Consider the following 17,930-nt stretch of genomic DNA (forward strand, 5'->3'; position numbering starts at 1 on the left):
ATTTGTTAGAATATGAAGTAGAAAAACAGACTACAGCCCTAAATTCAGCGTAAAAGAAATTTTCACAGCCAAGTTGTCTTCAAATCGTGCAAGTTGGTAAGGGCCGTAGCGGTAATAAGCAGAAAGGCCAAAACCTTTAAATATATTTTGTAATTCTAACCCGCTTTCAAAAAAACCTTTTTCCATTGTTTTAAACACAAGACCTTGGTGCAATTCAGGATTTGACAAGCTCCCAAAAGCCACTTTGCTTCCTAATACTAGTGTGGGTTTGCAATTTTTAGCTAGCATAAGTTTGTTGAAATAATGTTTCAATTGAAAAAAGGCATATTTGTCTGAAAAAAATTCATTAAAATACATCGTTTCAAACGCGGTTTTACTCGCAAATATAACACGCTGAATTAATCTAATTTTATCTAAATTATTAGGCGCCACACTATATAAATGTGAGAGAGGCGTGTTTCCAAAACTCATTCCGCCTTGCCATAAAAAAGTGGTTTTTTGACCCGAAATAAATTTTGTTTCTTGTTGGATACGTAAATCTATTTTGGTAAAATTTAATTCGTTTTCTAATATGTTTGGAATCGATTTCGTAAGCTGTACAATTACTTTAGGATAATTTTTTTCCACTTCTATGATTTGTTGCGGGCTTTGTAAAAATCTACTTTTTGGAGACCATTCAAAACTAGCGTTAAATAAGGTCAAATTATATAATTTATAAGGTTTTCCATTTGCTATAAACGTATACTCAAAGAGAGGATTAACCCTTGATTTTGTTAGAGACAATACGGTTTCAAGTGTGGGTATTGCCTTTGTTTCATAAGAAAACGTATAATTTTGATAATTGTAAAACGTGGAAATATTAAAAGGGCGTGGATCGTATAGTTTATATTTTTTGGAATCAACCAAAAATGTAATATCTGCAAATTCGGTTAAATCATCTGTAAAAGAACTAGTTAGCCAAGAGTCTGAATTTTTAGAGACTCGAAAAGAACCTCCAATTTGACTCTTAAAAACACCGTCTTTTGTTCCATAAGCACCATAACCAAATAGTTTAAAAGAGTGAAATAATTTTTCATTTGTTGACAATCCTAAACCCATTCTAAATCCTTCATAATTATTATATTTTAATAATTCACGAGCTCGAATATCAAATATTCCAATAGGAATTTGCCCGTTTATTAATTTTTTCCCAAAATAAATTTTTTGTTCAATACGTTCATTGGTCACTAAACTGTCTAATGATTTATAGGTGTTTAAAACACGTGAATCTATAGTGTCTGTTTCAAAAAATCGTAAAAAGGAAGCATTATTTGTAACGGCATTTTTTGCTATTTGAATTGCATATCGTTGTGTAGTTGTTGAAGGCAAAAAAGTATAGTCTAAATATTTTCTCGAAAGCGTAAAAAATAAATCTTGTGTATAATCATATTTTTCGCTGTTGCCATTTTTGTTGTTTTCAAAGCGAATGGTTTCCCCTAAAATAGCTATATTATATTTGTTAACGCCTTTATTTACTTCTAATTTTTGTGTTTTAGGTAACCAAATTTTTTGTGTTTTTTCACAAAAATAGGTTGTCGTTGCTCTAATGTTTATAATTCCTTTAATTATAAAAACAGATTTTTGAATTCCAAAAGTTTCTTTGTCCAAAAGAAAGTACCCCGAAACGGTGTTGTTTTTTTGTTCTTTTAAACTTGAAAAATTAAGCTTAATACTGGAGGTAAAATTAGGATCAATAGTCAATAAATAGGACTTATTTTTACTAAAGTACAAAGGGTTTTTAATGGTAAAAGTTAAAAATTTTAAATGCTTTTTGCTCCATTCAAAAGGGATAAACTCTTGTCCCATTAATTCATAAATGGGTTGTTTTAATCCTGCCATTTTTAATCCTAAAATTTCTTCTTTTTTGTTTGTGTTTTTAACAGAAACATTTGATACTTTTTCAAGCAGATATAAATGTTGCTTCGTTAGTAAGTTTTTAAATTTAAAACCCGAAGAATCTATGGTAAATTTGGTGTGTTTTTTGTTTTTGAAAAGAGTGTCAATTGTACCATTAATTGAATCAGGATGTGCAGATATTATCGATTTTTCGTAAAAAGAATACGTAAAATTTCGAAGTTTTTTCTTTTGAATTGCCTGTTGTTCTTTTCCTTTTTTAACTAATGTTTCTATGGCTGTTTTTTTAGAAGGGTAGTCTTCTTGAGCAAAAAACACAAGAGGAAACAACAGAAAATAGCTAATAAGAAACCGCATCAATACTATATTGGGAATAATTAAGACTACAAAAATAGGTATTATTCTTTGGATGTGTTATAAAAATAAAAAAGTCGCTAATTAGCGACTTTTTTACTATTTTAGTTATTATTTTTCAACTGCAAATCTTCGAGCAACTTCTGTCCAATTAATTACGTTAAAGAAAGCTTCAATATAATCCGGTCTCCTGTTTTGATAATTTAGATAATACGCATGTTCCCAAACGTCTAAACCTAAAATTGGCGTTCCTTCACAAGCAATACCTGGCATTAAAGGACAATCTTGATTTGCAGTGCTGCATACTTCAAGTTTTCCACCTTTATGCACACACAACCAAGCCCATCCTGAGCCAAATCGCGTAGCAGCAGCTTTTGCAAATTCTGATTTAAACACTTCAAACGAACCAAAATCTCTTTCAATAGCTTCTAGTAAATCACCTGTTGGCAATCCCCCTCCGTCCGGAGACATAACAGTCCAAAAAAGGTTGTGGTTGTAAAATCCACCCCCATTATTTCGCACAGCAGTGTTGTTCATGTCTAAATTAATTAAAATGTTTTCAATGGTTTTACCTTCTAAATCGGTGCCTTGAATAGCTGCATTTAAATTTGTAGTATAAGCATTGTGGTGCTTAGTATGGTGAATTTCCATTGTTCTTGCATCAACATGTGGTTCTAACGTATCATAAGCATACGGTAATTGTGGTAATTCAAAAGCCATAATATATTATTTTAAGGATTAATTATTTTTTTCAAATTTATAAATTTAACTTTGGAAATAAAAATAGAAAGAGTTAATTGTTTAGATAAGTTTTTTATAAAAAATAGATGAGTTTTAAAGTTTATAACGCTTCGGCGGGTTCTGGAAAAACCTATACCCTTACTAAAGAGTATATAAAAATACTCTTAACCGCACCTTCAAATGATAAATATCGTCGTATTTTAGCCATAACCTTTACTAATAAGGCGGTAGAGGAAATGAAATCTAGAATTGTAGAAAGCTTAATTGCCTTTAGCAAAGAGGTCGTTTCAGATCAAACGGATTCGTTTATGAAGGAAATTTCTACGGAAACAGGAATTAGTTTGCCAGAAATTAAGGAGAAAACAAAAAAAATTGTAAAAACAATTATTCACAATTATGCAGCTTTTGATATTTCTACAATAGATAAATTTACACATAGAATTATACGAACATTTACCCATGATTTAAATCTTCCTGCCAATTTTGATGTTACTTTAGAAACAGACACATTGCTCAGGAATGCAATTGATACCGTAATTGCAAAAGCCGGTGACCAGGAAGATTTAACAAATGTATTAGTTTCTTTTGCAAAAAGTAAAGCAGATGATGATAAGAATTGGGATGTAACCCTTGATTTATATGCTGTTTGTAAATTATTGTTAGTCGAAGAACATTTTTTTAATTTTAATCAACTACAAGAAAAATCAATTGAAGATTTTAGTAAAATTACTTCAAAGATTAAAGAAAAAACAGAAAGTCATAAACAAAAAATTAAAGAAATTACTGGAAGTATTCTTGAGGATTTTGCAACCAATCAATTAACGTCTGATGATTTTTCAAGAAAAACATTCTATAACCATGTAATTGCTTTAAATAAAAATGGAAGAAAAATAGATGACTACGATTATGTGTATACTAAAGCTATAGAAGTACCAAAAAAGTCCAATAAACAAGAAGTCATAGAATCACTTAGTTCTTCTTGGAAAGAAAAATTAAAAATTATATATACATTAAGTTATAAAATTGATTTATATGAATTAGTAGCATCAAATCTTGTTCCTTTATCTTTAATTAATACCGTTTATCAAGAGTATAAAAAACTGCAAACTGAACAAAATGTATTGTCTATTTCTGACTTTAATGCCATTATTCATAATCAAATTAAAGACCAACCCGCCCCTTTTATTTATGAACGACTTGGTGAAAGGTATAGACATTATTTTATTGATGAGTTTCAAGACACATCAGAAATGCAATGGCAAAACTTCATTCCGCTTATTGATAATGCATTAGCAAGTGAAGAATTAGATGGCACAAGAGGTTCGTTAATGATTGTGGGCGACCCTAAACAATCTATTTACAGGTGGAGAGGCGGGAAAGCCGAACAATTTATAGAGCTAAGCACCGCAGCAAATCCGTTCTCTAATGATGTTAAAGAAGTAAAAAATTTAGAAACTAATTATAGGAGTTATGATGAAGTCATCCGTTTTAATAACGACTTTTTTGAAAATATTGCCAATGAATTTTCAAACGAAACCTATAAAAATTTATATACCACCACAGCTACACAAAAAACAACTACTAAAAAGGGAGGCATAGTTTCCATTCAGTTTTTAGAAGATAATGATTTATTTGAAGAGGATTTTGAAGACGATGCCCTAACCGAAAAGGATAAAAAATACTTAAGCAAAACGCTTGAAACAATTGAAAAAGTTGTTAAAGAAGGGTTTACGTATCAAGACATCGTTTTGTTGACAAGAAAAATAAAACATGGAATATTATTAGCTAATTATTTGACAGAAAAAAACATTCCTATTCTTTCATCTGAAACCCTTTTAATTCAAAATGCTTCAGAAGTAAAATTTATCATTAATTTTTTAGCTTTCTTGAATAGCTCTTTTGATCAAGAAGCACGAATTAATTGGTTATATTTTGTGGCTTCCAATACAGTTAAAAAAGAAGAAATACATCAATTTTTAATTGAGGCTAAAGAGTTAAACGAGTTAGATTTAGAGGTGTTTTTAGCTCATAAAGGATATAGCTTTTCATTTGAAGCGGCACGAAAAAAATCGCTTTATGAAGCGGTTGAAACAATTATTGCTGTTTTTTTGACCCATAAAGCAACTAGTTCATACGTGCAGTATTTCTTGGACTTAGTACTTGAAAGAGATATGAAATATCAATCTAGTATTACCGATTTTTTAGAATATTGGGAACGAACAGGGTTTAAACAAAGTATTCCTTCTCCTGATGGTGTTGAGGCTGTACGTATAATGACTATTCATAAATCGAAAGGACTGGAATTTCCAGTAGTTATTTATCCTTTCGCAGATGATAACTTAAGACCCATTGATCCTAAAGTATGGATTCCATTAGATGAAACAGACATAGGGTTGTCACAATCTTTAGTACAGAAAAATAAAAAGTTGGAACAAATTAATACACAGACTAAAGAAGTGTATGACATAAAAACACAAGAGGAGCTATTAGACATAATAAACGTTTTATATGTCGCTTTAACAAGAGCTAAAGAACAATTGCACATTATATCTAGTTTTAAAGTAAACAAAGAAGGGGAATTAGTAAATCAAAATGCGCTATCTTCATTTTTTACGAGTTATTTAACACAAAAAAGCCTATTTAATCCACAACAATACTTATATGTATTTGGAAATCCTACACGAATTTCAACACCCGAACCATTTTTACAAAATCAACAAACAATTCAAAACGTCGCGGAGCATTTAGATTTTAGTTCTGTTAAAATCGCAAAAAAGGAAGCGTTAATGTGGGGGACACATCAACAAGAGGCTATTGCTTTTGGAAATATTTTACATGAAATTATGGCAAATATTACGTCAAAGACAGCCATAGAAGTTGCAATACATAAAGCTGTTGAAGAAGGCGTATTGCTTGATTCACAAAAAGAAATTGTTGAAGAAAAGGTGTTAAAAATAGTAAACCACCCCGATTTGTTAGAGTTTTTCAATGAAAATTATTTGGTACTTAACGAACGAACAATTGTTTCAAATGGAGAACCAAATGTAAAACCAGACCGAGTAGTTATTCATGAAAATCAAGCGTTTATTTTAGATTATAAAACAGGAGATTACCAAGAAAAACACGAAAGACAACTCAATAATTATGCACGAATTATAGAAAAAATGAATGTTAAAGTCGCAAAAAAAATATTGGTTTATATTGATGAAGATATAAAAATAATACATTTGTAGTGAAAATAAAAGAATACTATGTACGGGAAAATCAAACAACATTTACAAAACGAGTTAACTACCATTGAAGAAAATGGGCTGTATAAAAAAGAACGTATTATTACGTCTCCACAAGGTGCAGAAATAACTGTTAACGGTAAAACGGTATTAAATTTTTGTGCAAATAATTATTTAGGCCTTTCTTCACATCCAGAAGTGGTTCAAGCAGCAAAAGACGCTTTAGATTCTCATGGTTTTGGTATGTCTTCTGTTCGATTTATATGTGGAACACAAGATATTCATAAACAATTAGAAAAAGAAATTGCTGATTTTTATGGTACTGAGGATACTATTTTATATGCAGCAGCTTTTGATGCTAACGGCGGCGTTTTCGAACCCTTATTAGGAGAGGAAGATTGTATTATTTCCGATAGTTTAAATCATGCTTCAATTATTGATGGCGTAAGGTTGTGTAAAGCGGCGCGCTACCGCTATGAGAATAATAACATGGAAGATTTAGAACAACAATTAATACAAGCCACACAAGCAGGCCATCGTTTTAAGTTGATTGTAACTGATGGTATTTTCTCAATGGATGGCTTGGTCGCTCCTTTAGATAAAATTTGTGATTTAGCAGACAAATATGATGCCCTTGTTATGGTAGATGAATGTCATGCCGCTGGATTTATTGGTAAAACAGGAAAAGGAACCTTAGAAGCAAAAGGCGTGATGGGGCGTGTAGATATAATTACAGGAACATTAGGTAAAGCATTGGGAGGTGCAATGGGAGGCTATACAACAGCAAAAAAAGAAATTATTGAAATTTTAAGACAAAGGTCTAGACCTTATTTATTTTCAAATTCATTGTCTCCAGCCATAGTGGGCGCATCTTTAAAAGTGTTTGAATTGTTAAAAAAAGACACAAAATTACGTGACCAATTAGAGTGGAATACCAATTATTTTAAATCAGGTATGAAGAATGCAGGGTTTGATATAATTGATGGAGATTCTGCAATTGTACCTGTTATGCTATATGATGCCAAATTATCTCAAGAAATGGCAGATGAATTATTGCACTTGGGTATTTATGTAATTGGTTTCTTTTTTCCAGTTGTTCCTAAAGGAAAAGCAAGAATTAGAGTGCAACTTTCAGCAGCACACACACAAATACATTTAGACAAAGCAATTGAAGCGTTTACTATTGTAGGTAAAAAATTAGGAGTTATTTAACCTAAATCGCGCAAATATCTTTTAAAATAAGGAAAAAATACACAATTGTTTTGCGGATTACAAAAAACGTCTTACTTTTGTGGCAATTATTTAACATGCATTTTAATTAAATTAATAAAAGTATGAAACATCTTAACAAACTTTTTGCTGGAGTTTTATTATTAGCAGGTTTAGCTACTAATGCTCAAGACAGCACAAACCCATGGGCGGTATCATTTGGTGTTAATGCAGTTGACACTAAAGTTAGCGCTTCAGACCCTCTTAAACAACAATTTTCAGAATTCTTTAATGTTAAAGACAATTGGAACATTGTTCCTTCTGTATCTTACTTTTCAGTTTCTAAGTATTCTGGAGATGGATTTACTTTTGGTTTAACAGGATCTTTTAACAAAATTACTAGATGGGTAAACAAAGTGCCAAATACTGGAAACTCTTATGAAGTGGTTAATCCAGGGAACTTAAATTACTATGCTATTGATGGAACTATAAGTTATAGTTTTATGAATATGTTAAAATCTAAAGTAATTGAACCATCTGCTCACATTGGTGGAGGGTATACATTTTTAGGTGATGCTTCTGCAGGAACTTTAAATGGAGGTTTAGGTTTAACTTTTTGGTTCGCTAAAAATGTTGGTCTATCATTCTCTTCAACTTACAAACATTCATTTGATGATACAAGAGTTGCTAATGCTGATATTCCTACTCACGTATTTCACCAAGCAGGTATAAAATTCAAATTTGGTGCTAAAGACACTGATAATGATGGTGTTATTGACAAAGAAGATTCTTGCCCAACAGTTGCTGGTTTAGAGGCTTTCAAAGGTTGTCCTGATACAGATTTAGACGGTATTCAAGATTCAGAAGACACTTGTCCTACTGAAGCTGGAACTCCAGAAATGAATGGTTGTCCTGATAGAGATGGTGATGGTGTTGCTGATGGTAGCGATGCTTGTCCAGATGATGCTGGTATCAAAGTTTTAGGAGGATGTCCTGATACAGATGGTGATGGTGTTGCTGATAAAAATGACAAATGTCCTTCAGTTAAAGGAGATAAAGCTAATGGCGGTTGTCCATGGCCAGATACAGATGGTGACAAAGTTTTAGATAAAGACGATAAATGTCCTACTGTTGCTGGAACTGTTGCTAACAATGGTTGTCCAGAAGTATCTGAAGATACAATGAAAAAATTAAATGATTATGCTAAAACTATCTTATTTGATAGCGGTAAAGCATCATTCCAAAAACAAACTATATCTGTATTACAAGCTATGGTGGCTATCTTAAAAGAATATCCATCTGCTAAGTTTGCTTTAGAAGGTCATACAGATTCTGATGGTAAAGACGCAATGAACTTACAATTATCTAAAGATAGAGCTGCTGCAGTTAAATCTTTCTTAATTGAAAATGGTATCGCAGCTGATAGATTATCATCTGAAGGATTTGGAGAAGCTAAACCAGTTGCTTCTAATAAAACTAAAGCTGGTAAAGCACAAAACAGACGTGTAGAAGTAAAATTAGTAAAATAATTATATAACAAATAAATTTTAAAACGTCCCGAATTTTCGGGACGTTTTTTTTATATTTATACCATGAATAAAACATTTCTTGGTACAATAGCAGCTCAACTAGTAACGCTACCTTTAGAGGAGTTACAAAATAGTATTGTAGTTTTGCCCAACAAAAGGGCTAAACTTTTTTTATTAAAGGAATTAAAAAAGCATACAAACGCTACTTTCTTTGCCCCACAAATAATAAGTATTGAAAACTTAATTGAGTCAATAGCAGGTTTAAGAACTATAGATGCTATTGAGTTATTATTTGAGTTTTATAATGTATATTTAGATTTAGTAGAACAGACTTCTGCCCAAGATTTTGAATCATTTTCAAATTGGGCTAAAACACTTCTTCAAGACTTTAATGAAATTGACCGGTATTTGTTAGATCCAAATGATTTGTTTGAGTATTTATATGAAATAGAACGAATAAAACATTGGACCCCAAATTTAGAAAAACAAACAACGTTAATTGAAAATCAACTGATTTTTTGGAAAAAATTGCCAGATTATTACCAAGCATTACAATCGCATTTAGAAGAAAAAAATCTCGGTTATTCAGGTTTAATTTATAAAAAAGCGGTTCAAAATTGTACCGCTTTTATAGCCAATATAGAAACTGAAAAATATATTTTTGCGGGGTTTAACGCACTAAATAAAGCAGAAGAAATACTTATTCAAAAACTTATAGAATCAAATCACGCTACAATTTATTGGGATATTGACAAAACGTTTCTTGAAGATGATTTTCATGATGCAGGTTATTTCATTAGAAAAATTCAAAAGACATGGCAAGTTTATTCAAAAAAACCTTTTAATTGGATTGTAGATGAATTTTCAAAAGAAAAAAATATTGAAATAATTGGCACGCCAAAATCTATTGGCCAAGCAAAAATTGTAGGTTCTATTGTTGAAAACATTCTCAAAGAGTCACCTAATCTTGACCAAACAGCTATCGTATTGGGTGAAGAAAAATTAGTTATTCCAATACTGCATGCGCTTCCAAAAGAAGTTGCAAATTTAAACATCACTATGGGGTATTCTAGTAAAAATAACCCCGTTCAAATTTTAATTCACAAATTATTTAAGTTGCATTGTAATGCACAAGCGCGTAATGCAAAGCAAAGTGTTTTTTATTACAAAGAATTGTTAGAAATACTTAATAATCCATTACTAACACCTATAATTAATGGAACTAAAATTATTCAAGCTATACATGCTTCAAACAGTACTTTCATAACAGCAACTAAATTAGAGGATTGGTTTAAACGCTTTAATGGAGATGCTCAACAAGATATTTTTCAACTTCTTTTTTTGAATTGGACGAATTCAACGGGAGAAATTTTAGCTAAGTTACAGCAATTGTTACTTCGTTTAAAAGAAAGTTTGTCTTCTGCAAACGAACAAGATAAAATAACGCGAGCATTTGTTTTTTCGGTATATACAATCATTCAAAAGATAACTAATTATTATCAAAAATACCAACGAATAGAGTCTTTAGAAGCACTTTTTTCATTGTACAAACAAGTTATTGATCAAGCCGAAGTTTCTTTTGAAGGAGAACCTTTAATCGGCTTACAAATTATGGGAATTCTTGAAAGCAGAACGCTAGACTTTGAAAACGTAATAATAACATCATTAAATGAAGGGAAATTACCAGCAGGTAAAGCAACACAATCATTTATTCCGTATGATGTGAAAATTGAAAAAGGCTTACCAACTTATAAAGAAAAAGATGCTATTTTTACGTACCATTTTTATAGATTATTACAAAGGGCAAAAAATATTTATTTGCTTTACAACACCTATTCCGAAGGTTTAGACGCTGGAGAAAAGAGTAGATTTTTGACTCAGTTAGAAATTGAAAAACAACCGCTGCATCATTTAAAAACAACCTATTATAATGCATATTTGCCAGATAAGGTAAGTGCGCCTATGGAAATTATTAAAACGAATGCTATTCTTGAAAGGCTAAAAGAAATTGCTACAGATAAAGGTTTTTCTCCTTCTTCGTTAACAAATTATCTTCGAAACCCTATTCAGTTTTATTACCAACGAATATTAGGTATTAAAGAAGCAGATGAGGTTGAAGAAAGTATAGCTGTAAATACATTAGGAACAATTATTCATGAAGTTTTAGAAAAAATGTACCACCCTTTTGAAGGAACAAATAAACAAGTTCATACTTCAGACGTCGATATAATGATTCAGAATATTGAAACCATAACGTTAGAAAAATTTAGTGAAGTTTATAAAGAAGGAGATATAAAAAAAGGAAAAAACTTGATAGCTTTTGAAGTTGCGAAACGCAATGTGTATAATTTTTTACAACAAGAAAAAAGCCATATTGAAAACGGTGATGAGTTATTTATTTTGTCTTTAGAACAGCCACATGAAACTATAATTGAACACCCAAGTTTGCCATTTTCTGTAAAAATTGCCGGAAAAGTAGATAGAATAGAATTAAGAAACAAAACCGTTAGAATTATTGACTACAAAACAGGAAAAGTTGCTGCCAATTCATTAAAAATTAACACTTTTGAAGGATTGACATTAGATTTAGCACATGATAAAATTATTCAATTATTGTGTTATGCTTTAATGTATTCAAACAATCCGTTAGTAGAAGGATGTTTATTAGAAGTTGGAATTATTTCTTTTAAAAATATGAAAGCTGGATTTATGCCTTTTGGTTTTGGCAAAGGAAGAGGCGTTGTTGCTGAAACTCAAATTTCAAATGAAATACTTGATAATTTTAAAGAAGAGTTAGTGTATTTGATTAATGAAATATTGAATAAAGAATTGTCTTTCAAAGAAAAATAAATTATAGTTCTTTTAAAAAACTGAGTACCAATTGTTCAACTTCTTTTTTGTTTTCAATATGACTCATATGTCCATCGTTTAATGTAATTAATTTAACAGCTGTATCTTTAATTTGTTCGATGTTTTCAGCATACGCAAGTACAGGGTCTTTTTTTCCAAGCACAAGCGTAATAGGGTAAGGGGCAAAATGCAAAATAACTTCTCTATCTTTTCTTGTTTTCATTCCTTCTTGAGCAGCAATTATTCCTTGTAAAGGAGTTTTTAGTGCTTCGTTTCTTACCCACTCAATTTCGTTAGTTAGCTTTTCTCTGTTTTCTTCACTAAACAAATTAGCAATTGACATTCTTACAGCCGCAACATAGTTTTGCTTAACAGCCTTAATAGCGCGCGTTCTATTTGCTATACGTTCATCGCTATCTGCTCTTGAGGTGGAATTTAGCAACAGCAACCCTTTCATCATTTCGGGGAATAGTTCTGCAAATGCTAAGGCTACATAGCCCCCCATAGAATGTCCAATGAATACTGATTTTCTAATTTTTAATTCGTGCAGTACAAAATGAACAGCATCGGCCATGTCTTCCATGGTATGCATATAACCTAGATTGTCGGTTTGTCCATGACCTAATAAATCGATACAAACTACACGATATTTTATTTCTAACACAGGCGCTAAGTAATTCCACATGGTGCTATTTTCTAGAAAGCCATGTAACAAGACCACTGCCGTTCCTTTTCCTTTGTCGGTATAGGCTATTTTCGTGTTTTTGAAGGTTGTGGTTTTCATATATACAAAGGTAAAGGTTAAACGTAAATTTCGAAACCTTGGAACCAAAATTTTTTCACGAAGTACGCAAGAATAATATTTTTAAACATTTTGTCATTTCGACCTAAGGAGACTCGAGCGAAAGCGAATAGATGAATAAATCATATTATCTGCATGCGTTATGTGATTCTTCCTGTGTCGGAATGACAAGTTTGAACATAAAAAAAACGGCTCACTTTCGCAAACCGTTTTTTTTCTTTTATTATCTTTTCTCTAGTTAAGCATTCATAATTGATTCAATTTCATCTGCCTCAATAGGAATAGTTGCCATTAGATTGAATGGCTCACCTGTTTGTTGGATAACCACATCGTCCTCTAATCGAATGCCAAAACCTTCTTCAGGGATATAAATGCCAGGTTCTACAGTAAATACCATATTTGCTTGCATAGGTTCATGAAGCAATCCATAATCATGTGTGTCCAGTCCTAAATGGTGAGAAGTACCGTGCATAAAATATTTTTTATAAGCAGGCCATTCAGGATTCTCATTTTGTACATCTGCTTTATCAATAAGTCCTAAGCCTAATAATTCTGACGTCATAATTTTGCCTACTTCCACATGGTATTCTTTCCATAAAGTACCCGGAACCAATAGTTTGGTAGCTTCATTTTTAACGTTTAATACTGCGTTGTAAACGGCACGTTGCCTGTCTGTGTATTTACCAGAAACAGGAATTGTTCGGGTTAAATCACTTGAGTAGTTTGCGTATTCGGCACCTACGTCTAGTAAAAGCAAATCGCCAGCTTTACATTCTTGATTGTTTTCTATATAATGTAATACATTGGCATTATTTCCAGAAGCAATAATAGGCGTATAAGCAAAACCTTTAGAACGATTTCTTATAAATTCATGAGCAAATTCGGCTTCTATTTCATATTCTGTCACCCCAGGTTTTACAAAATTCAAAATACGTCTAATCCCTTTTTCAGTTATGTTACATGCGTTCTGAATTAAATCTAATTCAATTTGGTCTTTTACCGAGCGAAGACGTTGCAAAATAGGGTTCGATTTTTCTACTTTATGTGCAGGATATTCTGCCTTCCACCATTTAATAAATCGGTCTTCACGAGTTTCGGTTTCTACTGATGAACGATAATGCTCGTTCGTATTGATGTACATCGTATCAGCATACATCATTACTTCTTTAAGAATTTTTTTGAAATCTTGTAACCAATATACCGATTTAATGCCTGCTACTTCAAAAGCTCTTTCTTTCGTTAGTTTTTCACCTTCCCAAACAGCAATATGCTCATTAGTTTCTCTTAAAAATAAGATTTCTTTTAAATGTTCATAGGGCGCATTAGGGAATAATAATAAGATGCTTTCTTCTTGATCTACACCGCTCAAATAAAAAATATCACGATGTTGTGCAAAAGGCAGTGTGCTATCAGCAGATACAGGATAGATATCGTTCGAATTAAAAATTGCCACGCCATTCGGCTTCATTTGAGCCATAAAGTTTTTACGATTTTTAATAAAAAGTTCTCGACTAATTGGTAAATATTTCATTAAAACAAGTGTTATTAAATACAGACTTCAAAAATAATAACTTTCAAACGAAAAGTTGTCAAATTATTCTTTTAATTTTGAAGAAATCAAATAATATAAAATGAAAAAGCTATTTGTTCTATTCTTTATTTTAAATTCATTCCTTTCCGTATCACAAGAAAGTAATTTTCAAGCATTGAAATTTCAAAATATTGGCCCAACAATTATGAGTGGCCGAGTGGTTGACGTAGCTGTCAATGCAAATAATCCAACAGAATTTTATGTGGCGTATGCTTCAGGTGGTTTATGGTACACCTCAAATAATGGTACTAGTTTCGAACCCGTTATGGACAGTGCTCCAACGCAAAATATTGGTTGTGTAGCGGTTGATTGGGAATCGGGTTTAATTTTGGTTGGAACAGGTGAAGTGAATTCTTCTCGTTCATCTTATGCGGGAATTGGTGTTTTGAAATCTACAAATAAAGGTAAAACATGGACAAATATTGGTTTAACAGATAGTCATCATATTTCTAAAATTTGGATAAATCCGAAGGATAATAACGAAATTGTTGTGGGCGTTTTAGGTCATCTGTATTCGAAAAATGATGAGCGGGGAGTATTTAAAACTACAGATGGAGGAAAAACATGGAAAAAAACCTTGTTTATTAATGATGAAACAGGAATTATTGATATTAGTTTTGCTCCTAGCAACCCTAAAATAATGTTTGCCGCAGCTTGGGAACGGGAACGAAAGGCGTATAATTTTAAAGGAAATGGAAGTAATTCTGGAATTTATAAAAGTGAAAATTCAGGCACAACTTGGGTAAAAATTGAAGAAAATTCAGGGTTCCCAAGTAATAAAGGGATAGGAAGAATTGGTTTAACTTCTTTTAGTGAAAATATAACTTATGCTATTGTTGATAATCAAAACGTAAGACCAAATGCTACAGGTAAAATGCCAAAAGACGCTAATGCCGCCTTGTTTGAAGCTGAAGTTATTGGTGCTGAAATTTATAAAACCGTTGATAAAGGAAAAGCGTGGACAAAAACACATGATAAATTTATTAATGATGCTTTTTATTCTTACGGCTATTATTTTGCAGATATTACGGTAGATGAATCGGATGAGAATAGACTTTATATTTCGGCCGTTCCTCTTTTGTTTTCTAACGATGGCGGAAAAACCTTCGCGTCATTAAGCAAAGACAACGTTCATTCAGATCATCATGTATGTTGGATAAATCCAAAAAAACCTAACCACATAATTAATGGAAATGATGGTGGAATAAATATTACTTACGATAACGGAGAACATTGGATAAAATGTAACAATCAAGCGGTTGGGCAATTTTACGCAGTTAACGTGGACGATAAAGAAAACTATGAAGTATATGGCGGGTTACAAGACAATGGAGTTTGGGCAGGCCCAAATAATTATGTACACAATGTAGAATGGGTACAAAACGGAAAGTATCCGTATGAATTTTTAAGCGGAGGAGATGGGATGCAGGTTCAAATTGATACACGAACAAATCAATTGGTATACACAGGCTCTCAATTTGGTAATTACACAAAAATTAATAGAAATACTGCAGAAAGAGATTATATTACCCCTCGAGCAGAAAAGAAAGAAGAACCTTATCGATTCAACTGGCAAACACCTATTTTGTTGTCTTCTCATAATCAGGATGTTGTATATTTGGGTGGCCAATATGTTTTTCGTTCCATGAATCAAGGCAAAAAATGGCAAAAAATATCACCAGATTTAACCAAGGGGAAAGTAGAAGGAAATGTTCCTTTTGGGACAATTACCTCTTTAGCGGAAAGTACATTTAAATTTGGACAAATTATTGTTGGGACGGATGACGGAAATATTTATATAACTAAAGATAGCGGAGAAAATTGGACAAAAGTTTCGTCTAATTTGCCACAAAATTTATGGGTTTCTCGAGTGCGTTTTTCTAATTTCAATAAAAATCGTGTATATGCAACATTAAACGGATATAGAAACGACGATTTTACTACTTATGTATTTGTTTCTGAAGATTTAGGCCTTACATGGAATTCATTGACGGAAAAATTTAATGAAAATGCAGCCAATGTAATTTTAGAAGATACGGAAAATGAAAATATACTTTACTTGGGAACAGATAACGGTCTTTTTATTTCGATAGATAAGGGAAAAATCTGGCAAGATTTTTCTTCAGAAATACCAAATGTTGCTGTTCATGACTTAGTGATACAAAAAAGAGAAAAAGATTTAATTGTAGCTACTCACGGACGTTCTTTATATAAATTGAATATTTCAAATCTACAGCAAATAGATGAAAACAATAAATTATTTAAAACGGAAGAAATAGTTTTTTCAAAAAACTGGGGAAATAAAAACTATTCTTGGGGTAAAGAAAACACACCAAACGTTGAAATTTGGTATTATGTAAAAGAATTTACAAATCCTATTTTAACAATAAAAAATAAAGAGGGAATCGTTGTTTTTACCCATCAAGGCAAAGCTGAAAAAGGAATGGTTAAATTAGATTTTGATTTAAGTATTGATGAAAAAATGAAGACCAGCATTGAAAAAAAGAACACTAAAATTAAAATTAACCAAGCAGATAATAAAAAATATTATTTACCAATTGGAAAATATACAATTGAACTTGAAGCTAATGGAAAAAAAGAATCCCAAATCTTAGTAATAAAAGAAAAAAATTAACTTTTGTTTGAAATTTTTATCAAATTAGTTCTTAAACTATTGATATTCAACAAAAGTTAAACTCATTTAAAATCATTATAAATTATATCTAAAAGGTTGTAAGTTCTACTTATAACCTTTATTTTTGCTTGGTTTTATATATTTCAAATTAACAACAACTATAATTATGGCAAAATCGGCATTTTTAAAGTCATCTATCGCAAAAAAATATTGGATGGCACTAACAGGATTGTTCTTATGCTTGTTTTTGGTAGGACACTTATTGGGTAACCTACAATTACTAGCAGGTAGAAGTACAGAAGCTGCATTGCAATTTAATAAGTATGCTTTATTCATGACCTCAAACCCTGCAGTAAAAGTACTTTCTTATCTAACGTATCTTTCAATTCTGTTTCATGCAATTGATGGAATCTTATTAACAATTCAAAACAAAAAAGCTAGACCAGTAGCTTATGCTAAAAAGGATGATGCTGCAAGCAGTAATTTTTCTTCTCGAAACATGGCTGTGTTAGGAACATTAATCTTGGTTTTCTTAGCTACACATATGGTTAACTTCTGGGCAAAAATGCATTTTGATAAAAAAATGCCGTTACAAATGATTTCAGCAGAAAACATGGGGCAAAAAGTTAATTTTATTGTTTCAACAAATAATGGATTGGCTGGTAACGATGCTTTTTTAGGTAAATTTATTCCAGAATCTGCTATTGATGGTAAATATTATTTTATTGAAGGAAATGTAGTTTATTTACAAAGAGAGTTTAAAGACGTTAATGATGGTAATAAACTTAAAAAAGAAAAAATTAAGATTGCAGAAGGGTACAAAGATTTACATAAAATTACGGTTGACTTCTTTAAAAGTAAAGGAAAGCTGTTTAGTGTTATCCCAAATGAAGGATTAGTATTTACAATTTTTTATGTATTTGCTATGCTTGTTTTAGGATTCCATTTATGGCATGGTTTTCAAAGTGCCTTCCAGTCATTAGGCGTAAATAATAAATTTACACCCGCTATTAAATTATTTGGAAAAGCGTTTTCGGTTTTAGTACCTTTATTATTCGCTGTTATTCCAGTTTATATTCACTTTATACTAAAATAA

At 31.5% G+C, this 17,930-nt stretch carries 10 protein-coding genes; 6 read left to right on the top strand and 4 right to left on the bottom strand.

Annotated elements, in window-relative coordinates; translation table 11 throughout:
* Positions 1 to 30: 30 nt before the first annotated feature.
* On the bottom strand, positions 31 to 2,250 hold the full coding sequence (locus RF683_RS00425; protein ID WP_309532270.1) for a carboxypeptidase-like regulatory domain-containing protein: 2,220 nt from the start codon (positions 2,248 to 2,250) through the stop codon (positions 31 to 33).
* A gap of 108 nt (positions 2,251 to 2,358) precedes the next feature.
* Complete coding sequence (locus RF683_RS00430; RefSeq protein ID WP_309532271.1) at positions 2,359 to 2,967, bottom strand: superoxide dismutase; 609 nt, start codon at positions 2,965 to 2,967, stop codon at positions 2,359 to 2,361.
* A 107-nt stretch (positions 2,968 to 3,074) separates the two neighbouring features.
* Here RF683_RS00430 and RF683_RS00435 point away from each other — a divergent pair, with 107 nt between their 5' ends.
* The 4 genes from RF683_RS00435 (at position 3,075) to RF683_RS00450 (ending at position 11,806) form a co-directional block, all read left to right on the top strand.
* Complete coding sequence (locus RF683_RS00435) at positions 3,075 to 6,221, top strand: UvrD-helicase domain-containing protein (protein ID WP_309532272.1); 3,147 nt, start codon at positions 3,075 to 3,077, stop codon at positions 6,219 to 6,221.
* 18 nt (positions 6,222 to 6,239) lie between these two features.
* Positions 6,240 to 7,430 carry a glycine C-acetyltransferase gene (kbl, locus tag RF683_RS00440; protein ID WP_309532273.1) on the top strand — a complete coding sequence of 397 codons (1,191 nt, stop codon included), beginning with the start codon at positions 6,240 to 6,242 and terminating at the stop codon, positions 7,428 to 7,430.
* Between the two features lie 122 nt (positions 7,431 to 7,552).
* Positions 7,553 to 8,956 carry an OmpA family protein gene (locus RF683_RS00445; RefSeq protein ID WP_309532274.1) on the top strand — a complete coding sequence of 468 codons (1,404 nt, stop codon included), beginning with the start codon at positions 7,553 to 7,555 and terminating at the stop codon, positions 8,954 to 8,956.
* A gap of 63 nt (positions 8,957 to 9,019) precedes the next feature.
* Positions 9,020 to 11,806, top strand: a complete 2,787-nt coding sequence (locus RF683_RS00450) for a PD-(D/E)XK nuclease family protein (protein WP_309532275.1) — start codon at positions 9,020 to 9,022, stop codon at positions 11,804 to 11,806.
* A gap of 1 nt (position 11,807) precedes the next feature.
* Here RF683_RS00450 and RF683_RS00455 read toward each other — a convergent pair whose 3' ends face one another.
* Positions 11,808 to 12,590 (bottom strand): alpha/beta fold hydrolase, encoded by a 783-nt coding sequence (locus RF683_RS00455; protein ID WP_309532276.1) that lies wholly within the window; start codon positions 12,588 to 12,590, stop codon positions 11,808 to 11,810.
* A gap of 256 nt (positions 12,591 to 12,846) precedes the next feature.
* Entirely contained in the window at positions 12,847 to 14,139 is a 1,293-nt protein-coding gene (locus RF683_RS00460) for an aminopeptidase P family protein (RefSeq protein ID WP_309532277.1), read from the bottom strand.
* A gap of 100 nt (positions 14,140 to 14,239) precedes the next feature.
* On the opposite strand from RF683_RS00460, the gene RF683_RS00465 reads away from it, so the two are divergent.
* Both RF683_RS00465 and RF683_RS00470 read left to right on the top strand, forming a co-directional pair.
* Entirely contained in the window at positions 14,240 to 16,834 is a 2,595-nt protein-coding gene (locus RF683_RS00465; protein ID WP_309532278.1) for a VPS10 domain-containing protein, read from the top strand.
* A 166-nt stretch (positions 16,835 to 17,000) separates the two neighbouring features.
* Positions 17,001 to 17,930 (top strand): succinate dehydrogenase cytochrome b subunit, encoded by a 930-nt coding sequence (locus tag RF683_RS00470; RefSeq protein WP_309532279.1) that lies wholly within the window; start codon positions 17,001 to 17,003, stop codon positions 17,928 to 17,930.

Origin of the sequence: Flavobacterium sp. 20NA77.7 (genome assembly GCF_031326205.1) — a bacterium.
GTDB classification, from domain to species: Bacteria; Bacteroidota; Bacteroidia; order Flavobacteriales; family Flavobacteriaceae; genus Flavobacterium; species Flavobacterium nakdongensis.